Raw genomic sequence first — 22,786 nt, 5'->3', positions numbered from 1 at the left:
GAAATAGCGCGAGAGGAGGAAACGCCCGGTGAGCCAGCGGGAGTGGATCGAGAAGGACTTCTACAAGGAGCTGGGCGTTTCCTCCAGCGCGACTGCAGAAGAGATCAAGAAGGCGTACCGAAAGTTGGCCCGGGACAACCATCCCGACGCCAACCCCGGCAACGCCTCGGCCGAGAACAAGTTCAAGGCGGTCAGCGAGGCGCATGCCGTCCTCGCCGACCCGGCCAAGCGCAAGGAATACGACGAAGCACGAAAGCTGTTCGCCTCCGGTGGTTTCGGTAACCGTGGCGGAGGTGGATTCTCTCCCGGCGCAGGCGGATTCGGCGGCGGTGGACAGACCTTCGACGTCGGCGACATCTTCGGCCAGGGCGGCGGCGACGGCGGAATCGGTGACCTGTTCGGTGGCCTGTTCAACCGCGGCGCGCAGCAGCGGCCTCAGAACAATCGACCCCGACGCGGCAGTGATGTCGAAACCGAGACCTCGCTGCAGTTCCGTGAAGCGGCACAGGGCGTTACGGTTCCCCTGCGGTTGACCAGCCCGTCCTCGTGCACCACCTGCCACGGCAGCGGCGCGAAGCCCGGAACCAGCCCGCGGGTGTGCCCCAAATGCAACGGCCAAGGCGTCGTCAACAGAAACCAAGGCGCGTTCGGCTTCAGTGAGCCGTGCGACGACTGCCGCGGTACCGGATCCATCATCGACGACCCGTGCGTCGACTGCCGCGGCACCGGAGTGCAGAACCGCACCCGCACCATCACCGTGCGCGTCCCGGCCGGCATCAGCGACGGCCAGAAGGTTCGGCTCGCCGGTCAGGGTGAAGCCGGCTTGCGCGGAGCGCCGTCCGGCGACCTGTTCGTGACCGTTCGGGTCAAGCCCGACAAGGTGTTCGGCCGAACAGGCGACGACCTGACGGTGACCGTTCCGGTGAGCTACGGAGAACTGGTGCTCGGCACCACGCTGTCGGTGCCCACCCTCGAGGGGCGCGTCGGAGTGAAGGTGCCACCGGGCACCGTCGACGGCCGAGTGTTGCGCGTGCGTGGACGCGGTATCCCGAAGAAGTCCGGCACCGGCGACCTGATGGTGACCGTCAAAGTTGCCGTCCCGCAGAAACTCGACGATGCTGCTACCGACGCTCTGAAGAACTATCTGGAAGCCGAGAAGGCCAGCGGATTCGACCCGCGGGCCGGGTGGGCAGGTGTGTGATGTCGGTCCCTCCCGAGGGCGGATCTGCGAAAGCCGGTGGCGGGCAAGCTGATCCCGACGCCCAGGTTTTCGTGATCTCCGTCGCGGCACAGTTGGCGGGCATGCATGCGCAGACGCTGCGTACCTACGACCGGCTCGGGCTCGTCACCCCTCATCGCACCACCGGCGGCGGTCGACGCTACTCACCGCGTGACGTCGCACTACTTCGCGAAGTGCAGCGACTCTCCCAGGACGAGGGCGTCAACCTCGCCGGCATCAAGCGCATCATCGAGCTGACCAATCAGGTCGAGGCACTGCAGGCCCGGGTCTCCGAGTTGGCTCAGGATCTGGCCAACGTGCACGCCAGCTATCGCCGCGACCTGGTGCCGATTCAACGCAACGCCCTGGTGGTCTGGAAACCGCGCCACCAGCGCTGAATTCGAGGGTTCACCCTTCACCGTTCGCCCTTCACTGTTCGCCCTTCACTCCCTCTTTGCCAAGCTTCTGGTGAGTCATTCGAGAAGCTATGGAGGGTTATCGCATGTTGAGTGCTGAGTTCACAGGGGAGCAGATTCGGGAGATGGTGTTCGAGTACTGCCGGTTGCCGTATGGCCAGCATGGGCCATGGATGGCGGCGCATCCGTCCGTCTCGAGAGGAATGATGACGCGGTGGCGGACGGCGGTGTTCGACGGCGACGTGGACCGCGGGCTGGTTCCGCGTCAGACTGAACCGATGAACTCGCAACCGAAGGGCCGGCAGGGAATGGTCGAACGGCGAGCCATCGAGACGGCGCGCCACGCCGAGGAACTCGCCCGACGTGACGCTCAGATCCGTGAGCTCAAGGAGACCAACGAGCTGCTGGGAAAAGCTATCGGGCTCTTGCACACACTGAACGTGCCCGAGCCCGACGACACCCCGACGAGAACCGATCCCACCGATTCCTGAGCACCGAGAACACCCTCGTCGACGAACTGGCCCCACTGACCGGATCGGTGCGTCGAGCATTGACGTTGGTCGGGTTGTCCCGCTCGACGTGGCACTACCGCCACAACCCCAGGGTCAAGACCGAACACCCTGTGCACCAACGAGATCGGAAGTATCCGAGCAGGATCGACACCACCGATCGCACCCGGGTCGAAGCGTTGATCGACACCGGATGGCAGGCCGGGAACTCGGTCGATCACTCCTTCGCCACCGCGTGGGACAACGGGTCGATGATGGCATCCCGTCGCTCGTGGTGGCGTATCGCAGCAGCGGTCCTCGACCAACGCAACCGCCCGAAGACACCGACCAAGAAGAGCACCCGAACCCCGCGCCCGATGCCCGTGCACACCGCTACCGCGCCCGGTCAGGTGTGGAGTTGGGACATCACCGATCTGCACTCCCCGTGGCGCGGTGCCTCGTTCAAGGCGTACTCGATCATCGACATCCACTCCCGCCTGATCGCGGGGTGGCGTGTGGAGGAACGAGAGAGCGACCACCTCGCCGCCGAGATGTTCGAGACAGCCATACAGCGTTACGGCGCACCATCATTCGTTCACGCCGACTCCGGTGCAGCGATGCGCTCGAACACCCTCAAGAACTGTTTGACCGCGCACGGAGTCGAGCTCACCCACAACCGGCCTTACGTCAGTAACGACAATCCGTTCTCCGAGTCCGAGTTCCGGACCATGAAATACCGGCCGAACTACCCGGGCATGTTCTCCGACATCGATGCCGCCCGCGGGCACCTCACCGACTACGTCGACTGGTACAACACCGACCACAAACATTCCGGCATCGCCCTGTTCTCACCAGCGGACGTCCATTCCGGGAACTGGCGAAACCTGTGGACCGACCGAGACCGAGCTCACCAGGCCTATTACGACCGACACCCCGAACGGTTCCGCCGCCGCCCCTGCACACCGCAACCGCCCGCAACCGTCGGAATCAACAACAACCGACTCCAGACAGCTTGACATTGAGCGACTGTTCGCAAACGCGTGCGCGTTCGTCAGGTGCGCGCGGATTCGCTGGCGATCGGTCGCTATTCCGCGCGCGTTCGGCAAACGCGCGCGCTTTTGCGGACTCGACCGGGGGGCGACGGCGGTGGCGAACCGGGCGTCGACTGGGCAGCTGAGGTCGGGTCGATCCGCGGGTGTTGAGCCCGCGTCTTTGCGGCGCAGCTCCTCGCAAACGCGCGCGCGTTCGTCAGGTGCGCGCGGATTCGTCGGCGATCGGTCGCTATTTCGCGCGCGTTCGGCAAACGCGCGCGCTTTGCGGCGGCGACCGGGGCGTCGGCGGCGTACCTCGCGCACCTCGACTGGCCTCGACCGGGGCGACGGCATCGAACCCCGCGCGCGTGTGCGAGGCATTTCGCGTCGGCCCCTATCCTGGTTCACATGCAGGCGTGGAGTTCGACGGTTGTTCAGTATCATCGCCTTCGGAACGATCTTGCGGTGATCAGACTCGAAGGCGATGCTGTGCCGTTTCAGGCAGGCCAGTCGGTGTCGGTCACGGTTCCCCAGAACGCTGCTCTGACGCGGCGATACTCACCGGCGCTGCCGCCTTCGCGAGACGGGAAGCTGGAATTCCATGTTCGAGCCGTTCCGGCCGGTTGGGTGAGCGGTTCGATCGTTAACGAGACGCGGCCCGGTCATGTGTGGCAGATCAGCGATCCGCAGGGCAGTCTGCATGTCGACGATTCGGGGCGCGACGTCGTGATGATCGCGGGCGGCACCGGCCTCGCTCCGTTGCGCGTGATTCTGCTCGACCTCACTCGCCGCCTACAGCCGCCGAACGTGACGCTGTTCGTCGGCGGCAAGTCGCCACGTGATCTGTATGCCGGCGACATGCTGTGGTTGATGGCGGCGGAGTTGCGGTGGTTGACGGTGGTACCTGTCGTCGACCAACTGCACGAGCCGTGGGCGTCGGATCGATGGAACGACCGCATTCATGCCGAGATCGGTTCCAGCGCAAAGTTTTTCGAGCCCGAGCATTGTTGGGAGGGCAGTGTGGCCGACGTCGTCGCCACGCAGGGGCCGTTCCCGGATCGCCAGATTCTGGTCTGTGGCTCGCCGGGAATGGAAGCGGCGACCGTGCGCGCGCTCGTCGAGATCGGCACACCACTCGACGCCATCCGCCGCTGAAGCGGGAAGCCCAGCAATCAGGGCAGCTGCAGAATCCGTCGTAGATGCGCCAGGTCTTCGGCGGATACCGTCGTGAATTCCGGCGGCGGGGCGTCGGCGATCGCTCGGGCCTTCGCGGCGAGCCGGCGTCCGGCATCGGTGAGTCCGATGATGCGGCGTCGGCGATCGTCGGGATCCTCGGTGCGCATCACCAAGTCGCGTTTCTCCAGCTCGCGAACGTTGAGGGATATGTACGGCGCATCGGACGCAAGAATCTCGGCCAACTCGGTCACCGTCCGATCGCCCGTGAGCAACTTGGTGAGCAGCTTGGCTCGCAGGAAGCTCATCCCGGTGGCGTCGGCGACGGCTCGGCGGGTGTCGTGCTTCTCGAGCATCAGCGCGCGCATCTCGCGCCAGACGAGGGCTGCCTCCGAGTCGGTCATACGAGCACCGGTTGGTCGATTCGATCGGCGGTCGAGCGGGCCCACCTGCCGGTGGTGACCACGGCGAGCACGGTGACGACCACGCCCGCACCCGCGATGACGAACCACGCCGGAACTGCTGCGGCGGTGAAGCCGTCGGAGATCTCGCCGACGATGCTCGCCGTGACGATGGATCCGACGACGGCCACGCCGAGTGATTGACCCACCTGCCTGCTCGTCGACGCGATGGCGGATGCCACTCCGGCCTGACTGCGCGGCATTCCGGACACCGCGGTGTTGGTGATCGGGGCGTTGACCATGCCGAAGGATATTCCGAAAATCACGTACGCCACCGCAAGCCACGCGAACGACGTCGTCGGAGTCAGTCGGGTGAGCATCAGCGCCGAGGCCACGAAGCCGATTCCGGCGATGAGCAGCGGGATACGCGCTCCGAGGGTGCCGACGATGCGACCGGAGATCGGCGCGAAGATCAGCGTCATCAACGCCATCGGCAGCGTGTACAGACCGGCGTGCAGTGGTGAGTACCCGCGCACGTCCTGCAGGTAGAGGGTGTTGAGGAACAGGAATCCGCCGAGAGAAGCGAACGCGCACACCGCGATCACCGTCGCTCCGCTGAACGGCGCGCTCCGGAAGAACTTCAGTTGGATGAGCGGTTCCTCGATTCGCGACTCGACCACCAGCAGCCCGACGAGAGAGCCGACGGCGACGGCACCGGTGAACACGATCAGCGGCGATCCCCACCCCTTCGCGGGACCTTCGATGATGGTGAACACCAGGGACACGAGGAACGCGAAGATGAGGAATTGGCCGGCCGGATCGAACTTGCGTGAGTGCTCGGCCTTCGATTCCGGGACGAATTTCAGTGTCATCGCCAGAGCGAAGATCCCGACGGGGACGTTGATCCAGAAGATGGACTGCCAGCCGGCACCGGTGACGAGGATGCCGCCCAGCGCCGGGCCCGCCGACATCGAGATTCCGACGACGGCACCCCACATTCCGATGGCTCCGGCACGTTCTTTCGGATCGGTGAAGGTGTTGGTGATGATCGACATCGCGACAGGATTCATCATCGAGCCGCCGACGGCCTGCAGCATGCGGAAGGCGATGAGCCAACCGAGCGACGGTGCGACGCTGCACAGCAGGGAGCCGAGGACGAACGTTCCGGTGCCGATCAGAAAGAAGCGCTTGCGGCCGTACTTGTCGGCCATCGAGCCGCCGAGCATCAGCAGTGATGCCACGACCAGCGTGTATGCGTCGATGATCCACTGCAGACCCGATACCGATGCATTCAGATCTGCGCGCATCGACGGCAGCGCGACGTTGACGATCGTGTTGTCGGTGCTGACGAGAAACAGACTCAAGCAGCAGATGCCGAGCACGAGATACCGGTGTCGTCGAGTCAACTCGGCCACGTTCACCTCCGCGATAATGCTTGTACTTCTATAACTATTACATGAGTACTCCTAAATTGTTCGACGAGCAAGTGAGATGCGGGCAGGGCGCGCCCGATAGGGTGTGTGTCACAGACTTGCTCGACTCCGAATTGCTTGCTCGGTGAATGGAGAACAACAGTGGCTTCCGAGATCGCACCAGGCGACCTGGTTCAGGCGTCCGGGCATGCAGGCCCGTGGAAGGTGCTCGAGATCCGTCAGGGTCTGGCGTTGCTCGAGCATCACGACGGTCATCGGTTGTCGGTACGTACCACCACGGTCGAGGTGGTGCGGAAGGCGTCGAACAGTGAGAGTTCGGCCCGGCAGGCCGAGGCAGAGGCCGACAGTCCCTCACTGTTCGACGAGAGCTGACCTACCGCTTTCTGCCGTCGATGGCGTACTTGACGCGCAGCGACTTCGAGATCTGCTTGTACTCCCGCAACTTCTGGCTGCGAGCACGGGCGTCCTGCCTCGACATCGCCCAGGCATTCTCGCGCAACAGTTTTCGGTAGTTGCCCAGTCGTCGTTCGGTGAGCTCACCCGCGTCGACGGCGGCAAGCACCGCACAGCCGGGTTCGTGTTCGTGCGCGCAGTCACCGAACCGGCACAGTGCGGCGAGTTCGTCGACGTCGGAGAAGGCGCTCGCCACAGCGTCTTCCGATCCTTGCACGCCCACCGAACGCAAGCCCGGGGTGTCCAGCAGCACCAGGGCAGAGGACGGGATCGGCACCAATTCTCGACGCACCGTCGTGTGCCTGCCTTTGCCGTCGGCCGACCGAGTGGCACCGGTTTCCAGAACCGAACCACCCAGCAGCGCGTTACCGAGCGTCGACTTTCCGGATCCCGACGGCCCGATCAACGCGACCGTTCCGCGCAGATGTGCTGTCAGTGAGTCGATTCCGCTGCCGTCGACCGCGCTGGTGGTGCACACCTCCACACCCGGCGCGGCGGCCAGCACCAACTCCTCGGCGACGCTACCGCTGTCGGTCTTGGTGATCGCGACCACGGGAACGGCGCCGCTGCCCCAGACCAGGGTGATGTAGCGCTCGACGCGACCGAGATCGAGGGCGGTGTCCGACGCCACCGTGACGACGACGGTGTCGACGTTGGCTCCGAGAACCTGTGTGTCGGAGGTGGATCCGGCGGAGGCGCGTTCGATGGCTGTGCGGCGAGGGAGGGTAGCGGCGAGCCTGAACGAGTCCAGTGTCACCCAATCTCCGGTGCAGATACCGGTGCCGGTGCAGCGGACGATGCCGCTGTCGGTGACGGCGTCGAATTCACCTCGGTCGACGCGAACGACGCGGGCGAGAGTTGTTTTCTGGGAGAGCTTTTCGAATTCGGTCAGCCAGTGCTGATCGAGGCCGTAGTGGTCGAGTGGAGACATGCGAGGTCCTTGGGGGAGGAGGAACGGGGGCTCGGGTCCGTCGATGTCCGGGTGGCCACGATGCCACCTCCTCACTGTCTCGATGCACGAAAAAACCGTCGACGGCAAAGTAGCAGCCGTCGACGGTATCGGGAAAGCGATTTATCGGCTGAGGTTGGTGCCCTCCGCCGGCGCTGCGAGTGCGGTCAGGAAGGAGCGGGCCCAGCGATCGACGTCGTGCGCGAGCACCTGCCTGCGCATGGCACGCATGTGGCGTTTGCCTGCCTCGGGTTCCTGCTCCAGTGCGCCGATGATCGCGTCCTTCACGCTGTCCAGGTCGTGTGGGTTGCACAGGTACGCCTGGCGCAGTTCTGCTGCGGCACCGGTGAATTCGCTGAGCACCAGCGCGCCACCGAGGTCGCTGCGGCAGGCCACGTACTCCTTGGCGACGAGGTTCATGCCGTCACGCAGCGGAGTGACCAGCATGACGTCGGCAGCGACGAAGTAGGCCAGCAGGTCGTCGCGGGGGATCGGCCGGTGCAGATAGTGCACCACGGGATGACCCACCTGGCCGTACTCGCCGTTGATCCGGCCCACTTGCTGCTCGATTTCGCCGCGCATGGCGACGTAGCTCTCGACGCGTTCCCGGCTGGGTGTCGCCAACTGCACGATGACGTTCTCGGCGGGATCGACGCGGCCCTCTTCGAGCAGTTCGCGAAACGCGTTGAGCCGAACGTCGATTCCCTTGGTGTAATCGAGTCGATCGACGCCGAGCATGATGCGCTTCGGGTTGCCCAGATCCTTGCGCAGTTGCTTCGCGCGATCACGGACGGCCTTGGAGCGAGACTTGGTGTCGAGATCACCGGAATCGATGGAGATCGGGAACGCGCCGACCCGCACGGTTCGGAAGCCGACCTGCACGACGCCCAACTTGGACCGCACTCCCACGGTTCCGCGGGACGTGGTTCCCCCGGCGAGGCGTCGGGCGAGGTAGAGGAAGTTCTGCGCGCCGCCGGACAGATGGAAACCGATGAGGTCGGCACCGAGCAGTCCTTCGACGATCTCGGTGCGCCACGGCATCTGCATGAACAGCTCGATCGGCGGGAACGGGATGTGCAGGAAGAACCCGATAGTCAGGTCGGGGCGTAGCATCCGCAGCATCTTCGGAACGAGCTGGAGCTGGTAGTCCTGGATCCACACCGTCGCGCCCTGTGCTGCAGCCTCGGAGGTCTTCTCGGCGAAGCGGCGGTTGACTTCGACGTAGGCGTTCCACCAGTCGCGGTCGTACTCCGGCTTGACGATCACGTCGTGATAGAGCGGCCACAGCGTCGCGTTGGAGAAGCCCTCGTAGTACTGGGTGTATTCCTTCTCGCTGATCGTGACCGGACGCAGTTGCAGGCCGTCCTCGACGAACGGCTCGACGTCGACGTCCGAGACACCGACCCACCCCACCCAGGCACCCTTGTTGGCGCGCAGGATCGGTTCGAGAGCGGTGACCAACCCGCCGGGGCTTCGCTTCCATCGGGTGCTTCCGTCCGGAAGCTTTTCCAGATCGACCGGCAACCGGTTGGCTACGACGACAAAATCCGAACCCTGCGAGGCGTCAGCCACAACTGTCCAATCCGCTTGTAGATCTCTGGGGGAGCCAGTCCTGCGAAGGTGCTACTCGCTTTCGCCCTTCACAACAGGATCTATACCCAACATCGACAGCAACATGCGGCATTCGTCGGCATCGGTTGCGTAGGCCGCGACGACGCGCTGAGCCTGGCTGGCCGTCTCGTACTCGAGTGGGACGATGTCTTCGTCGGCGATGTCGTTGTCGGTCGAAGTCTTGGCAGGCATGGTGTTCTCCGTACTCTCTGCTGGGCTTACACGGTGTTCGTTGGTCCCGACTCTATGTAAATGTGGCGTCCCATCGCCACTTGCCGATGCCATAGGCTGCAGCAAATGACCGATTCTGTGCCGCTCCGCCATGCTCGGACAGTGGTGGAGGAGCCTTCTCCGGCCACCGGCTCCGCGATTCTGCGACGCACCGTCCGACGCCATCGCACCCGACTGATCGTCTCGTCGCTGCTGTTCGGAGTGCATCAACTGTGCGAAACGATGGTCCCGGTGGCGATCGGACTCATCGTCTCGCGGGCCATCGACACCGGTGATGTGACGGCGATGATCGTCTCGCTGGTCGGTCTGGCGGCCTTGTTCGTCACCCTGTCGTATGCGTGGCGGATCGGTGCCCGCATCATCGTCGTCGCCATCGAGCGGGAGGCGCATCTGGTGCGCGTGGAGGTCGCCGGTCGTGTCCTCGATCCGCGGGGTGTACGTACCGAGCTGTCGGCGGGGGAGTTGCTGACGGTCTCGACGTCCGACGCCGAGAAGGAGTCGTGGATCCTCGATCTGATCGCCCGGGTCTTCGCGTCGGCCGTCGCGGTCGTCGCATCGGCTGTGGCGTTGTTGATCATCGACGTTCCCCTGGGCCTTGCCGTCGTGATCGGGACCCCGGTCATCTTGATCGCGCTGCAGCGCCTCGCTCCACTGCTCACCCGCGCAGCCACCGCCCAGCAGGCCCGGATCGCCGGTGTGTCGGGTATGGCCACCGATCTGGTCAGCGGTGTCCGGCCGCTGCGTGGCATCGGTGCCGAGAATGCCGCGACCGAGCGATTCGTGACGTCGAGCAGAACGGCATTGGCGGCGACTCTGAAGCTGGCTCGCGCGAACAACGTCTATCAGGGCTTGTCGGCAACGGTCAACGCGTTGCTGGCAGTCGGGATCGCCGGTACCGCCGGCTGGTTCGCGCTACAGGGCCGAATTTCGGTCGGTGAGTTGATCACTGTCATCGGCCTTGCGCAGTTCGTCATCGAACCCCTGACCGGATTGGCGAGGATTCCCGGTGTGGTGGCGATGGTGCGCGGATCGGCCGACCGACTGGCCCTGGTGCTCGGTGCGGAACACGTTCTGCCGCAGTCGGAATCCGCGGTGCCCGCGGCGACCGATCTCGGCGTCGACAGCGTTCGGTTCCGATCGCTCGACGGCCTCACCTTCCGGGCAGAACCGGGCGAGATGCTCGGCGTGGTCGCCTACCGGCCGCAGGACGGGGAGGCGCTCGCTGCATTGCTGTCCGGCCAGATCTCCGACGCCGACTACACCGGATCTGTTCGCGTCGGCGGCATTCCGGCGGGAGAGATCGATCTTCGACGCGCCCGCGAGACCGTTCTCGTCGAGCCGCACCTCACCGACCTGTTCGCCGGAACCGTCCGCAGCAACGTCACCGCCGGGCGGGAGCGGCCCGACGCCGAACTCGACCGAGTGCTCCAGGCATCCGCGGCCACCGACGTCGTCGAATTGCACGATGCCGGACTCGATCACGCTGTCACCGACCGCGGAGCCAGCCTGTCCGGCGGCCAACGCCAGCGTGTGGCGTTGGCGCGAGCGCTGTCGGTCGACGCCCCGGTCCTGGTACTGCACGACCCCACCACCGCCGTCGACGCCGTCACCGAGCACGCCATCGCCCGCGGTATCGCCGAGCTTCGGCACACCGAAAGAACATCGCAGACAACGATCCTCATCACCACCAGCCCCGCGCTGCTGTCGGTGACCCATCGCGTTCTCGTCGTCGACGACGGCCGCGTCGTCGCCGAGGGAACGCACCACGATCTCGCGTCCTCGGACGCGCAGTACAAGGACGCGGTGCTGCGATGACCACCCCCGAACTTCTTCCGATCGCCACCGGAGCCCGATCCGGTCGGTGGTTGCTGGAACAGCTGAAACTACGACGGGCGCGCACGGCGGTCACGCTGCTTCTCGGCGCACTTGCAGCGGCGATGTCGCTGGTGCCGGTCTATGTCTTCGGGGTCTTGGTCGACCGCGTCCGCGACGGGGCCGACTCGTCGACGATCGTCGGGGTCGTCGTCGTCATCTCGGTGGCCGCGGTTGTCGGCGGCATCGTCACCGGTTTCAGCGGCTATCTCATCAGCACGTTGGGTGAGGGCATTCTGGCGTCGCTGCGCGAGGCCGTCGTGCGCAGCGCGCTGCATCTGCCGGTGGCCACGCTCGAGCGAGTGGGCAAGGGCGACTTGCTCTCCCGGGTGGGCGACGACGTCGCGGTGATGGCCAAGTCGATCGGTGAGGTGATCCCGCAGCTCGTCGGTGCGTTCCTGCTCGTATGCCTGAGCATGATCACGATGCTCGGCATCGACTGGCGGCTCGGCCTGGCGGGGCTCGTCGCGCTGCCGATGTACGTCCTCGCGCTGCGCTGGTATCTGCCGCGCTCGGCACCGAAGTACGCGGCCGAGCGCGTGGCGATGGGCGAGCGAGCGCAGTCGTTCGTCAGCAGCATGCAGGGCGCGAAAACCGTTCGTGCGTACGGACTCGAGTCGGCACACCTGAGCGAGATCGACAGAGCATCCGCGAAGGCCCGCGACATCGGCGTCGACGTGTTCCGCTTGTTCACCCGATTCGGATCTCGAAGCAATCGCGCCGAATGCGTCGGACTGTCGGTGATCCTGTTGGCCGGATTCTTGCTGGTGCGAGGCGATAACGTCACCGTCGGTGAGACGACCGCTGCGGCGCTGCTGTTCCACCGACTGTTCAATCCGATCGGCACCCTGCTGTTCACGTTCGACGACATCCAGTCTGCGGGAGCCTCGTTGGCCCGGCTCGTCGGCGTCATCGACATCCCCGACGAGCGACCCGTCGGCGACGGTTCCGTGCCGTCCGATGCCACCTTGGACGTCACCGATCTGCGGCACGAGTACGAGTCCGGCCACGAGGTTCTGCACGGAGTGAACCTGCGGGTCCGCGCAGGGGAGACCGTCGCGCTCGTCGGATCCACCGGCGCAGGCAAATCCACGATTGCAGCTATTGCGGCAGGCTCGATGGCGTCGACGTCGGGGACGGTACGGGTCGGCGGCGCATCACTCGATGCGCTGGGCAGTGAGGGCCTGCGACGACACGTCGCGATAGTCAGCCAGGAAGTGCACGTGTTCGCCGGCCGATTGATCGACGACGTGTTGCTTGCCGCCCCGGATGCCGGTCGTGACGACGTCGAAGCCGCACTACGCACCGTCGGAGCGTGGGCGTGGGTCGAGGCGCTCGAGAACGGCCTCGACACCGCCGTCGGCGAGGGTGGACACCAGTTGACCGCGGCACAGTCGCAGCAATTGGCCTTGGCGCGTTTGGTTCTCGCCGACCCGGCCGTCGCAGTGTTGGACGAGGCCACCGCAGAGGCCGGCAGTTCCGGTGCGCGAGATCTCGAAGCTGCGGCCGAGGCAGCGACCAGGGGGCGCAGCACGTTGATCGTCGCGCATCGGCTGACGCAGGCCGCTGCCGCCGACCGCGTGGTGGTCCTCGAACACGGGAAGATTCTGGAACAGGGCCCGCACGAGGAGCTGGTCGCGGCCGGTGGACGATACGCACAGCTGTGGGAGGCGTGGCAGGGTCGCTGATTGCTTTAGCAATTTGCCTATAGCTATTAGGTTTGGATACGGTGTCCTCGAAAGAACGAGGAGGCCGTTATGGCACGCGCAGGATTGACCGCGCAGCGCATCGTGGCAGCAGGAGCGGATCTGGCCGATGAGGTCGGCTTCGATCGCGTCACCGCCAGTGAGCTGGCCAGACGCTTCGACGTCAAAGTGGCGAGCCTGTATTCGCACCTGAAGAACGCGCACGAGTTGAACGTCGGGATCGCGTTGCTGGCGTTGGAGGAACTGGCCGATCGGGTGTCCGAGGCGCTGGCAGGCCGAGCGGGCAAGGACGCGTTGGTGGCCGTCGCCAACGCGTATCTCGACTATTCGCGGGAGCACCCCGGTCGCTATGCGGCGACGCAGTTTCCACTCGATCACGAGACTGCTCTTGCGAGTGCGGGAGTGCGTCACTCGGCAATGATGAAAGCGATCCTCCGGGGGTACGACCTCGGTGAAGAGGATCAGGTGCACGCAGTTCGATTGCTCGGCAGTGTGTTTCACGGCTATGCCAGCCTCGATGCGTCGGGCTCGTTCGGTCACAGTGCGCCCGACTCGCAGCAGTCCTGGGCTCGCATCCTCGACGGAATCGACACACTCTTACAGCACTGGAGGCAGTGACATGGAACCGATCTCCGAGCGCGACATCAGGTCGTCGTTCGTCAACTCGTCCAAGGGGGACGCTGGAAGGCTCTCCCTTCCCGAGATGTTCGACGCTGTGCCGTGGAGTGATCTCGACTTCTTCGGTTGGGTCGATCCCAAGCTTGCCGGGAGGAGTTACATCGTCGTTCCTTCCGCGGATCGACTGTGTGGAATCTCGTTGCGCTACAAAGTCGGTGGGCCACGCACAGCGCAGATGTGCAGCATCTGCCTCACCACACACGCGAATGGTGGGGTCTCGCTGATGGCTGCCGCGAAAGCAGGCGAATCCGGCAGGCGCGGCAACACGGTGGGTACCTACATCTGCTCGGACCTCGCGTGCTCGCTCTACGCGCGAAAGAAGAAGACTCCCGCGTTGGGCCGTCAATTCAAGGAAGACTTCGATGTCGAGACCCGCACCGCGGCAGTCGAAGACAACATTACTGCGTTTCTCGCCCGCGTCCTCGATTGATCAAGTGGTGGGCGGGGAGCGCGCGCCCCAATTGACGACTGCGCGCCCATGCTCTGATGCGAGTAGGGGCGCGCAGTCGGCAAAAAGGGTGTGAGGTCCTGCCGGAGATCGGTAATTCGCCGACAGTACCGAAGTCAGTCCTTGTTCTTCTCTGCGATGAACAGCTTCTCGATGCGCTCCGCCTCGTCCTTCTTGGCGGCGGCCTCGTCGGAACGCTCGGCGGCCTCGGCCAGTTCGGCCTCGGACGGCGCGGCGGCCAGCTTCTCCTGCTTGTCGACCTGAGCCTGCTGCGCCTTCTTGCGATCCTCTGCGGCCTTCGCGGTGGCAGCGGCCTGCTCGTCGGCCTTCTTCTTCTTGGCGGCGGCTTCACGCTCGGCATCCTGAGCGGCCTCGCGCTTGCGCTGCTCGGCCTCCTGGCGGGCGTCACGTGCGGCTTCCTGGGCGGCGGCGTCGGCTGCGCGGCGATCCTTCTCGGCGGTCTCGCGAGCCACCTTCAGTTCATCGTTGGCTGCGGCCTTCTTGGCGCGAGCTTCGGCGTCGAGGCGCGCTGCCTCGGCACGGTTCTCGGTGCTGTCGACCAGGGTTTCGCCGCGATCGGCGAGTCCCTTGTCTCCCAACAGGTTTCCGACGGCACGGTCCAGTGAACCGAGCGTGTGCTCGTACAGCAGGCGCGCGGGTGATTCCGCATTCATCTTCTCGACCACGTTGGTCTCGATGAGCTGCAACGGAATTCGAGCGATCTTGTACTGGATGCGAAGAATGGTCATCGGTATGGCTAGGACACTCATGAAACGAAACTCCTGTTTTGCAGTAGTGGTTCAGGCCTGGTTGCGGAGCTCTTCGGCCTTCTTGCGATCGGCCTCGGCCTGACGAAGCGCCTCCTGGTGCTTCTGTGCGGCCACCATTTCGTCGGAGTCCGCAGCAGCCTGCTCGATGCGCCGGTCCTCTTCGGCCTCGATCTGCTCGGCGGTCGCGTCGACCTCAGCGGCAGCGCGCTCCTGCGCTATGGTCTCGCGCTTGTTCTGCTCGGCCGCGACCACCTGCGTCTCACGCACCCGATCTGCCTGCGCCTCGGTGACCGCGGCGTTCGCCTCTGCGGCCTCTCGGCGGCTTTCGGCTGACGTGCGAACGTCGGCCAGTTCCTCGGCGGCTTCGGTGGCCTGCGCTTCGGCGACCCGCTCCGTGGCCTGGGCCTCCTTGTGTTCACGAGCCTGAGCAGCCTGTAATTGGCCCTCGGCCGTCAACGAGTCGTTGCCGGTCACCGCGCCCACGACCTCTTTGGCCTTGCCCTTGATTCCGTCGAGCAATCCCTTGCGTGCTTCGCCCGCTACGTTCTCGTCAGTCATGTAACACCAGGTACCCACTGGCTGTTCGAGTAACCCCGTGTCGGTGTCGGACGATACGATCCCCGACGGACGAATCAGCAGTAAGGAGACGTATGCCTATCGCCAAGATCAACGGCATCGACCTGAACTACCAGGTCAAGGGCAGTGGAGACCTGGTAGTTCTGATCATGGGCACCGGTAGCCCGGGCCGTGTGTGGGAGCTGCATCAGGTGCCCGCTCTCACAGCAGCGGGATACCGGGTGTGCACTTTCGACAATCGCGGCATTGCGCCGTCGTCGGAGAGCACGCACGGCATCACCATGGAGGACATGGTCGCCGATACCGCCGGCCTGATCGAACTTGTTCGCAACGGCGACGAGAAGGCCTACGTCGTCGGAACCTCGATGGGCTCACGCGTCGCGCAGGAGCTCGCTCTGAGTAGGCCCGACCTGATTCGTAAAGCGGTCTTCCTCGCCGGCCACGCCCGAGTCGACGAATTTCAGAAGACTCTCGCCAACGGCGAGCGAGCCTTGTACGACAAGCGCGTCGAGCTCCCGGGAACCTATTCGGCTGCGGTGACAGCGGTGATGAACCTGTCGCCTGCGACGTTGCGTGATTCTCGCGGGGCACGCGACTGGCTCGACCTGTTCGAGTTCTCCGCCTCCTCGCCGTCCGCCGGCGTGCGCGCTCAGCTGGGCATGGAGGACGATTTCGATCGAACTGCGGCTTACCGCGGCGTGTCGGTGCCGTGCCTGTCGGTCGGATTCGCCGACGATCGGATGATCCCGCCGTACTTGGGCAAGGAACTGGCCGACGCCATTCCAGGTGCTCGGTACGTCGAGATAGCGGACGCCGGGCACTACGGATATCTCGAGCGCCCCAAGGCCGTCAATGCGGAACTGCTCGGCTTCTTGAAGGCCTGACGGCACCACGGCTCGACCTGCGTTGCTAGGGTCGTGTGGCACCTCACGGTGCAGACTTACCAACCAAACGTTCGCGACGAGTGAGGCGAGATGAGTACCAACCCGTTCGATGACGAAGACGGACGCTTCTTCGTGCTGGTCAACGACGAAGACCAGCATTCGCTGTGGCCGACGTTCTCCGAGGTCCCTCAGGGATGGCGTGTCGTCTTCGGTGAAGACACCCGCGCCGCGTGCTTGGAGTACGTCGAGAAGAACTGGACCGACATGCGTCCGCGCAGCCTGCGTGAGGCCATGGAGGCCGACGCTGCTGCACGCGCATCCGCTGAGGGAACCCCCAGCACAGAGGCCTGAGTTCCGCCTCTTACGAAGGACTCGTACCGCGCCGCCGACGAACAGTCGGTCGGCGCGGTTCTTCTGTGCGGCGAAGCGTCGGGCGTAGTAGTTCTTCCGTGCGCGCGATGATGCGTGGTCGACGCAGGGTGCGGGCACCCCACTCACCCAGTGTCACACCGGCGGCCAGGCCGCAGCCGACGCCGAACGCCGCGAACAACGAGCTGATGCCGAGCAGTAGCTGGTCGTTGAGGATCGCGTACAGACCTCGATACAGCGCCAGGCCGGGGAGCAGGGGAGTGATGCCCGCGACGGCGACGATCAACGGCGGAATCAGCGCACGACGAGCCAACAGACCACCCGCGAATCCGACGACGGTGGCAGCGATGGCCGAGGCGATGATCGGTCCCACATTGAGCGTCTGCGAGAGCAGATACACCAGCGATCCCGCGAAGCCGCCCATGAAGGCAGCCGTCAACGCGCGACGCTCGGCGTAGCAGGCCAGTGCATAGAACAGTGACGCTGCTGCGCCGGCGATCACCTTGGTGGGGACCTGCAGGATGTCCGGTGGGGCCAGGTTGCTGATCTGCGGCAGATCGCTGCCGATCAGCGCGGCCAACCGCAGAGATGTCGCGACGCCGGCGATGATGCCGCCCGTCATCATCAACACTTCGAAGAATCTCGACACCGCCGTGATCGGGGCACCGGTGATCGCGTCCTGCACCGAGCCGACGAGCGAGAGCCCCGAGAGCAGCACGATCACCCCGGCCGCGATGATCTGCGACGGCGAAATGCTGATGTTCAGCTGGTCCTGGAAGTTGTAGAGCGTGATCGCCGGTGTCGCCGCCACGAAGCCGCCGACAACCTGCTGGAAGAAGAACGGCAGGCCCGCACGGTTGAGGACGCGTCCGATGCGGTCGATCACCATCGTCGTCAGGAAGCTGACCACAGCCACCAACGCGCCACCGCCGAGCAACACACTGATGGCCGCGGCCATGCCCGACCACGCCAGCGTCGCAATCCACCGGTTGTACGGGTGCGGAGCCTTGGTGATCTCGTCGAGCCGCTCGAGCGCCGCGCTCGGCGGCACCATCTTCACGCGCACAGCGCGGATGAGACGGTCGACCTCGGCCAGCCGCGTGAAGTCCATCGAGCGGTAATGCACGATGCGCATCGTCGACGCCGGAGGACGCGTCGGGCCCCGGTGAGCACTGAGGGTGATCGAGTTGTACGTGACATCGACATCGCATCGCGCGAGGCCGTACGTCGCGGCGATGTACTGCACCTGAGTCGCCGTATCCATCGCTGCCGTGCCCGAGGCCAACAGCACTTCGCCGACGCGAACCGCGAGGTCCAGCACCTCCGCAACCGACGCATCGTCGGTCAGATCGATCGGACGAAGGGGCGACGGTGCTGCGGTCGGCGTATCGATGGTGGCCCGACGCTCACCGGTGAGACGGCTCAGCGAAGCCGTCAGGTCTTGCAGGAAAGTCATGACCGTCTTTACACGTTGCTGGGGTGATCCACGGACAAGGTACCTGTTGTTACTGAGCGTCCGATGAACGGATATGCTGGCTTCGCTTCACTGCCTCCTTAGCTCAGCGGTAGAGCACTCGCCTTGTAAGCGAGCGGTCAACGGTTCAATCCCGTTAGGAGGCTCCACGAGAGGGCCCTGACCAGCGAAAACGGTTGGGGCCGTCTCTTTTTGGGCTGTTTCGGCCGCTCGTTTCTTGTGCGAGCCCGGTTCGTCCATCTGGGTTTATATGTCGCTTGTGACCTGGGGATTTGCCGGTTCGGCGGCTCGATTCGGCGTTCGGTGTCACAGAATGTCACAACTCGTTGCTAACTCATCGGTGAGCATTCGTGTGGATGTAGATGGATCTTTGCGGACCGGGCGGGAGTGACCAAGCCTGGATTGCGATGTTGGAATCAGTGTCGGTTCTGTAGTCTTGGAGCCTACATATTCGACACTCTATGGAGGTGACTGTGACGACTAGCGATGTGCGACGCCGTCAGACCGGGTTACCTCCCGAGTTCGCGCGGCTTCCGATGCGGATGGTGCGGGCCGCGACAGCGGCTGACGTCTACGCACACCCGCGGGCCGAGCTCGCGCGCCTGACGGACTTGGGTCTGCTGCATCGGGTGGCGACGGGCTTCTATGTGGCGGTGCCAGACGATCAGGTGGGTGGCGGTTGGATGCCTGGCCTGGAGGCAGCGGCGGCCGGTATCGCGGTTGCGGCCTACGGCGTCGATGACGCTGTCGTGATGGGGGTCAGCGCGGCTCGGTTGCACGGGGCGATTCCGCGGGCGTTGGCGACGGCTGTGTTGGCTGTGCCGACGCGACATGATCCGATTCGGTTGGTCGACCGGCAGGCAGTAGTCCGGTTCGTTGTGCGCGATACAGCGCGTCTGGATGCGGAGCGGATCGATACCGAGTTGGGTCCGGTATTGGCGACTACTGCGGAGCAGGCAGTGTTGGATCTGGTGAAGCGCCCGGGGCTCGGCGACGCCCAGGGGGAGGTGTGGCCGGCGGTGGAGCAGTTGTATCGGAAGTGCGATCTGAAGGTTTTAGCCGAGATCGCCGAGGCTCAAGAGATGCGAACGACGTTGACGCGGCTGCAGGATCGGTTGGGGAGCGAGGCTGAACTGAGGCGCGCCTTCGAGGGCTGACTCGCGAACTAATGAAGGTCCCAGGCTCCTGGCCGAGTCGGATAAACCTGGCGAGAAAAATCATCTGTAGATCGCGGTTCACTGTTCGGAAATTCCGGTGCGCTTATTTCATATTGGCCGGTGGGTCGCATGCGGCAGTTGAAACTAGTACTTTTCGCGCTAATACGAATCGGGTAAAGGAGGGATAATTTGGAGAACTCTCAACTTTACGATCTTGTGTTCGGCGCGCGAGTCGAACCCCGTTGAAAGTCGGGCCCCTGGCCGCCGGGTAAGATTCCCTGGGGTTGTGGCAATTATCGGCTGGCCAACGGAACGACGACTGAGGGGCAACATGCCAGTACCTGCCGTAAGGCGTGCAAGCGGAACGGAGTGGCGTATCTGGGATCTGCATATACACACCCCTGCGTCGATCGTGAACGGCTACGGCGGGAACTCCGAAGATGTGTGGGCGCGATTCATTGACGAACTGGAGTCGCTGCCCGCTGATGTTGGAGTCGTAGGGATCAACGATTACTGGTTTCTAGACGGTTATGAGCGTGTCCTTGAAGCTCGTAAAGCGGGCCGCCTCGCGAACTTGGATGCCGTTTTTCCAGTCGTCGAATTGCGGCTCGACCAGTTCGGGGGCACCGATGGCGACTTGTCGCGCGTAAATCTGCACGTAATCTTTGATCCTGCAATATCGCCTGAAGTCATTCGTGCACAGTTTCTTTACGCGCTCCAGTCTAAAGCCAAGCTGTCGCTGGATGCAGCCGTGCCAACATGGCAAGGCGTAATTACGCGCGAATCTCTGCAAGACCTAGGTAAAAGCATTAAGAAAACAGTTCCAGATCATCGTCTGGGCGACTATGGATCCGATCTTATAGAGGGATTCAATAATATAAACGTGTCGTTTGATGCTGTTCAAGTTGCGCTGGATACGAGTTACTTTCGAGGTCGGACATTGCTGGGAATTGGCAAGACGGAATGGGCTGACATAAAATGGAATGACCAATCAATTGCTGCTAAGAAGAACGTTATAAACTCAGCCGATTTAATCTTTACTGCGTTTAAGAATATCTCCGATTGGGCGCCAAATGTGGCGAAGCTTCGAAGTGATAACGTGAACCATCGACTTCTTGATTGCAGTGATGCTCATAACTTCTCAGACTCCAAAGAGAGTATGCGGCTGGGGGCGTGTTTGACGTGGATGAACACGTCACCGACATTTGCAGGATTGTCCTATGCTCTAAAGGAGTTCGATCGCCGGGTGTTTGTAGGTCTCGAACCTGCCTCCCTTTCTAGGGTTCGAAAGAATCCGGAGCGGTTCATCTCGTCGTTCGCGGTCAAGTCGGACGATCCCGATCAGCAAATCTTCAGTCACGACATCGACCTAAATAGCGGGTTCGTGGCAGTAGTCGGGAATAAGGGTCAAGGAAAATCTGCGTTGTTGGACTGTATTGCTCTAGCTGGCAACTCATCGCGTTCGAATGAGTTTGCGTTCCTGAATTCTTCACGCTTTCTCAGCTCGAAAAATTTGAAAATTGCTCAGTCCTACTATGCGCAGGTGCAATGGGCGACAACGGTGAAGCGGCGTGTTGGTTTAGCCGAGGGGTGTGACCGTTCGGCTCCGATTTCTGTCGAGTACTTGCCGCAGGCCTTTGTCGAACGAGTTTGCAATGCGGGTCCAACCGCAGGCGAGTCTGACGAGTTTGAAGACGAACTTCGTACGATTCTCTTCACTCATATTTGGAGAGGATGAACGTGCCGGCGAAAAGACCTTTAGCGAGTTACTTCAGCAGAAGACCCGCACCTCACAAGAGGATATTGACCGGTTGCGCTCTGGGCTTCGCGAGCATGTCGGAACGTACGCGAATTTGGCGAGATTCCGCTCTTCTCATGAATTGTCCGATTTGGAGAGTCGCATCGCGCTGAAGGAAGGCGAGGTTATGGCCGCGCGGGAAACTGTGGCCTCCGATCAAAAGGCTTTGACGGCTATGGATTCGACGCGTGGCGAGGACAATAAGGTTGAGCAACTGAGGGCACACGCGGTAGAGATCGAGCAAACGCGGTCCAGGCTCGTGCAAAGGCTCAATGAGAACGAGCAACGGCAGGCGGCATTGCGAAATAGCTTGTCGTCCATGGAGACTGTGAGCCGACAAGCACGAAACCTGGTATCTGACACCGCGCGCCTAAATGTCGAAGCGGAATCAGTTATGGGGAACAGCGTCGCCCGTCCTTACGTCCAAGTCGTGGTGGATGATTCCCTATACGAAGAATGGCGTGATGCGGAATCAAATAGCCTTCAAGGAGTCCAGGCTGAGCACGAAGATCTAGCAGCCGAAATAGTAGAGAATGACCGACAGCGATCAGTAAACGCCGGCGATCTCGCGTCAGCTGACAGCGCACGCGAGCGAGCTCGTCAGCGGATCTTGCAGTCAGAAGAGCGCCTACAAGCACTTCTAGGCTCGGAAATTGACCAGGATTCTCTGTACGGGCTTCAAGCGCTGAGGAATCGGATCGCTGACGCGCCCAGCCAGATGGTTGAAGCGCGAGAAAAGTTGATCGAGCAATCCAAGTTGATTCACGAATCGCTGGTTGACCAACTGCTTGGGGTTGAGGGAATGTATGCGCCAGCTTCAAGATTTATTAGGGAGTCTGAAATTGTCAGAAATGTAGGACTGGAGTTCCAGGCCGAGCTTCGAGTGCTTCCGTCGTGGTATGAAATGTCGAGTTCTCTAGATGGCCGACGAAATGGCGACTATCCGGATTGGCTGAATGCACTGCCGCAGCGCATCGAAGATACTGGCTGGGCTCAGATTTCGTTTCAACTCCCGGAAATTCTTGACCGTCTTGAGGCGGAGCGTGGGGAGGCGTCGGCCACGTTCAGGCATCCAGAGTCTGCGCTGAGATCAAACGTTGAGCTAGAGGACTTTCTGATAAGCATATTCGACTTGGCATGGTTAGAGGTGCGGTTCGGGCTGACAGGGGATGGTGTTCCGTTGTCTCAGCTATCGCCTGGACAGCGCGGCCTTCTTCTCGCACTGTTTTATCTGGTTGTCGATCAAAGATCTACGCCTCTTTTGTTGGATCAGCCTGAAGAAAACCTCGATAACGCCACAATCGCGTCCAAGCTTGTACCGGCGATACATGAAGCCGCGGGCCGAAGGCAGACAATTGTAGTTACCCATAATGCAAACCTGGCGATAGTTGGAGATGCCGATCAAATTATTCTCTGCGAAGCGGAGAACGGAAAATTCACGATAAGCAGTGGGAGTATCGCCGAGCTAGATGTTGCCCGGTTTGCACTAGACGTCCTAGAGGGCACTAAGACCGCATTCGACAACCGTCGTCATAAGTATGAGGCTTTTCCTGAACTTGTTTAAATGTGAATCTGGCAGGTCCCCGATAGTCGGACCACCGTGTTCTAGAGCCACGGTGTGATTGATTTCAGTCGATCTCGCAACCCTC

21 protein-coding genes, 1 tRNA gene and 1 pseudogene are annotated in these 22,786 nt (G+C 62.9%); 15 read left to right on the top strand and 8 right to left on the bottom strand.

The annotated features are described in order from the left end of the window. Nucleotides 1-28: 28 nt before the first annotated feature. From dnaJ to R4P47_RS14245, 5 genes are all read left to right on the top strand, one after another. Nucleotides 29-1,201, top strand: a complete 1,173-nt coding sequence (gene dnaJ, locus R4P47_RS14265; protein WP_068055903.1) for a molecular chaperone DnaJ — start codon at nucleotides 29-31, stop codon at nucleotides 1,199-1,201. Further along, a complete protein-coding gene (locus R4P47_RS14260) occupies nucleotides 1,201-1,617 on the top strand; it encodes a heat shock protein transcriptional repressor HspR (RefSeq protein WP_045196872.1) in 417 nt (138 codons plus the stop codon). The genes dnaJ and R4P47_RS14260 overlap by 1 nt, the downstream gene beginning before the upstream one ends. A gap of 104 nt (nucleotides 1,618-1,721) precedes the next feature. After that, nucleotides 1,722-2,126 carry a hypothetical protein gene (locus R4P47_RS14255; protein ID WP_317785071.1) on the top strand — a complete coding sequence of 135 codons (405 nt, stop codon included), beginning with the start codon at nucleotides 1,722-1,724 and terminating at the stop codon, nucleotides 2,124-2,126. A gap of 47 nt (nucleotides 2,127-2,173) precedes the next feature. Continuing rightward, a complete protein-coding gene (locus tag R4P47_RS14250) occupies nucleotides 2,174-3,139 on the top strand; it encodes a DDE-type integrase/transposase/recombinase (RefSeq protein WP_317785070.1) in 966 nt (321 codons plus the stop codon). 423 nt (nucleotides 3,140-3,562) lie between these two features. After that, nucleotides 3,563-4,309 carry an FAD-binding oxidoreductase gene (locus R4P47_RS14245; protein WP_317785069.1) on the top strand — a complete coding sequence of 249 codons (747 nt, stop codon included), beginning with the start codon at nucleotides 3,563-3,565 and terminating at the stop codon, nucleotides 4,307-4,309. 17 nt (nucleotides 4,310-4,326) lie between these two features. Here the strand turns inward: R4P47_RS14245 and R4P47_RS14240 are convergent, their stop codons facing one another. After that, nucleotides 4,327-4,731 (bottom strand): MarR family winged helix-turn-helix transcriptional regulator, encoded by a 405-nt coding sequence (locus tag R4P47_RS14240; RefSeq protein ID WP_068055912.1) that lies wholly within the window; start codon nucleotides 4,729-4,731, stop codon nucleotides 4,327-4,329. Beyond that, nucleotides 4,728-6,143: an MFS transporter gene (locus tag R4P47_RS14235; RefSeq protein WP_269596699.1), complete on the bottom strand. Its 1,416-nt coding sequence runs from the start codon at nucleotides 6,141-6,143 to the stop codon at nucleotides 4,728-4,730. Before R4P47_RS14235 ends, R4P47_RS14240 begins: the two co-directional genes overlap by 4 nt. 159 nt (nucleotides 6,144-6,302) lie before the next feature. Here R4P47_RS14235 and R4P47_RS14230 point away from each other — a divergent pair, with 159 nt between their 5' ends. Next, nucleotides 6,303-6,533: a hypothetical protein gene (locus R4P47_RS14230; RefSeq protein ID WP_094686891.1), complete on the top strand. Its 231-nt coding sequence runs from the start codon at nucleotides 6,303-6,305 to the stop codon at nucleotides 6,531-6,533. Between the two features lies 1 nt (nucleotide 6,534). Here the strand turns inward: R4P47_RS14230 and rsgA are convergent, their stop codons facing one another. The 3 genes from rsgA to R4P47_RS14215 all read right to left on the bottom strand — a co-directional run bounded on the left by rsgA (nucleotide 6,535) and on the right by R4P47_RS14215 (nucleotide 9,366). Further along, nucleotides 6,535-7,545, bottom strand: coding sequence for a ribosome small subunit-dependent GTPase A (gene rsgA / locus R4P47_RS14225; RefSeq protein ID WP_269596698.1), 1,011 nt, complete (start codon nucleotides 7,543-7,545; stop codon nucleotides 6,535-6,537). A gap of 141 nt (nucleotides 7,546-7,686) precedes the next feature. Beyond that, nucleotides 7,687-9,135 (bottom strand): trehalose-6-phosphate synthase, encoded by a 1,449-nt coding sequence (locus R4P47_RS14220; protein WP_094686889.1) that lies wholly within the window; start codon nucleotides 9,133-9,135, stop codon nucleotides 7,687-7,689. Nucleotides 9,136-9,186: 51 nt separating this feature from the next. After that, nucleotides 9,187-9,366: a hypothetical protein gene (locus tag R4P47_RS14215; RefSeq protein ID WP_068055931.1), complete on the bottom strand. Its 180-nt coding sequence runs from the start codon at nucleotides 9,364-9,366 to the stop codon at nucleotides 9,187-9,189. Between the two features lie 105 nt (nucleotides 9,367-9,471). Between R4P47_RS14215 and R4P47_RS14210 the strand changes: the two genes are divergently transcribed. From R4P47_RS14210 to R4P47_RS14195, 4 genes are all read left to right on the top strand, one after another. Beyond that, nucleotides 9,472-11,220, top strand: coding sequence for an ABC transporter ATP-binding protein (locus R4P47_RS14210; RefSeq protein ID WP_269596697.1), 1,749 nt, complete (start codon nucleotides 9,472-9,474; stop codon nucleotides 11,218-11,220). Beyond that, nucleotides 11,217-12,965: an ABC transporter ATP-binding protein gene (locus R4P47_RS14205; protein ID WP_317785068.1), complete on the top strand. Its 1,749-nt coding sequence runs from the start codon at nucleotides 11,217-11,219 to the stop codon at nucleotides 12,963-12,965. The genes R4P47_RS14210 and R4P47_RS14205 overlap by 4 nt, the downstream gene beginning before the upstream one ends. Nucleotides 12,966-13,034: 69 nt before the next feature. Continuing rightward, nucleotides 13,035-13,601: a TetR/AcrR family transcriptional regulator gene (locus R4P47_RS14200; protein ID WP_068055939.1), complete on the top strand. Its 567-nt coding sequence runs from the start codon at nucleotides 13,035-13,037 to the stop codon at nucleotides 13,599-13,601. 1 nt (nucleotide 13,602) lies between these two features. Then, entirely contained in the window at nucleotides 13,603-14,091 is a 489-nt protein-coding gene (locus R4P47_RS14195; protein ID WP_269596695.1) for an FBP domain-containing protein, read from the top strand. A gap of 134 nt (nucleotides 14,092-14,225) precedes the next feature. Here R4P47_RS14195 and R4P47_RS14190 read toward each other — a convergent pair whose 3' ends face one another. Next, nucleotides 14,226-14,879, bottom strand: coding sequence for a hypothetical protein (locus R4P47_RS14190; protein ID WP_317785067.1), 654 nt, complete (start codon nucleotides 14,877-14,879; stop codon nucleotides 14,226-14,228). 30 nt (nucleotides 14,880-14,909) lie between these two features. After that, a complete protein-coding gene (locus tag R4P47_RS14185; RefSeq protein ID WP_269596694.1) occupies nucleotides 14,910-15,437 on the bottom strand; it encodes a general stress protein CsbD in 528 nt (175 codons plus the stop codon). Nucleotides 15,438-15,529: 92 nt separating this feature from the next. On the opposite strand from R4P47_RS14185, the gene R4P47_RS14180 reads away from it, so the two are divergent. Together R4P47_RS14180 and R4P47_RS14175 are read left to right on the top strand one after the other, a co-directional pair. Then, nucleotides 15,530-16,339 carry an alpha/beta hydrolase gene (locus R4P47_RS14180; RefSeq protein WP_317785066.1) on the top strand — a complete coding sequence of 270 codons (810 nt, stop codon included), beginning with the start codon at nucleotides 15,530-15,532 and terminating at the stop codon, nucleotides 16,337-16,339. Between the two features lie 90 nt (nucleotides 16,340-16,429). Next, a complete protein-coding gene (locus R4P47_RS14175; protein WP_008710007.1) occupies nucleotides 16,430-16,690 on the top strand; it encodes an MbtH family protein in 261 nt (86 codons plus the stop codon). A gap of 10 nt (nucleotides 16,691-16,700) precedes the next feature. Here R4P47_RS14175 and R4P47_RS14170 read toward each other — a convergent pair whose 3' ends face one another. Continuing rightward, the gene (locus R4P47_RS14170) at nucleotides 16,701-18,164 is read right to left on the bottom strand and encodes a threonine/serine exporter ThrE family protein (RefSeq protein ID WP_094640838.1); all 1,464 of its coding nucleotides are present in this window, start codon (nucleotides 18,162-18,164) and stop codon (nucleotides 16,701-16,703) included. 92 nt (nucleotides 18,165-18,256) lie between these two features. Between R4P47_RS14170 and R4P47_RS14165 the strand changes: the two genes are divergently transcribed. The 3 genes and pseudogenes from R4P47_RS14165 to R4P47_RS25120 all read left to right on the top strand — a co-directional run bounded on the left by R4P47_RS14165 (nucleotide 18,257) and on the right by R4P47_RS25120 (nucleotide 22,701). Continuing rightward, a tRNA-Thr gene (locus R4P47_RS14165) sits at nucleotides 18,257-18,331 on the top strand. A gap of 324 nt (nucleotides 18,332-18,655) precedes the next feature. Next, entirely contained in the window at nucleotides 18,656-19,339 is a 684-nt protein-coding gene (locus R4P47_RS14160; protein ID WP_317785065.1) for a type IV toxin-antitoxin system AbiEi family antitoxin, read from the top strand. A gap of 331 nt (nucleotides 19,340-19,670) precedes the next feature. Then, nucleotides 19,671-22,701 (top strand): annotated as a pseudogene (locus R4P47_RS25120) (TrlF family AAA-like ATPase). Nucleotides 22,702-22,786: the final 85 nt, after the last annotated feature.

The sequence above is a fragment of the Rhodococcus sp. IEGM 1370 genome (assembly GCF_033142325.1).
Taxonomy (GTDB): domain Bacteria; phylum Actinomycetota; class Actinomycetes; order Mycobacteriales; family Mycobacteriaceae; genus Rhodococcoides.
Note: the sequence above shows the minus strand (reverse complement) of the source record. Positions and strands in the feature narration are given on the sequence as shown.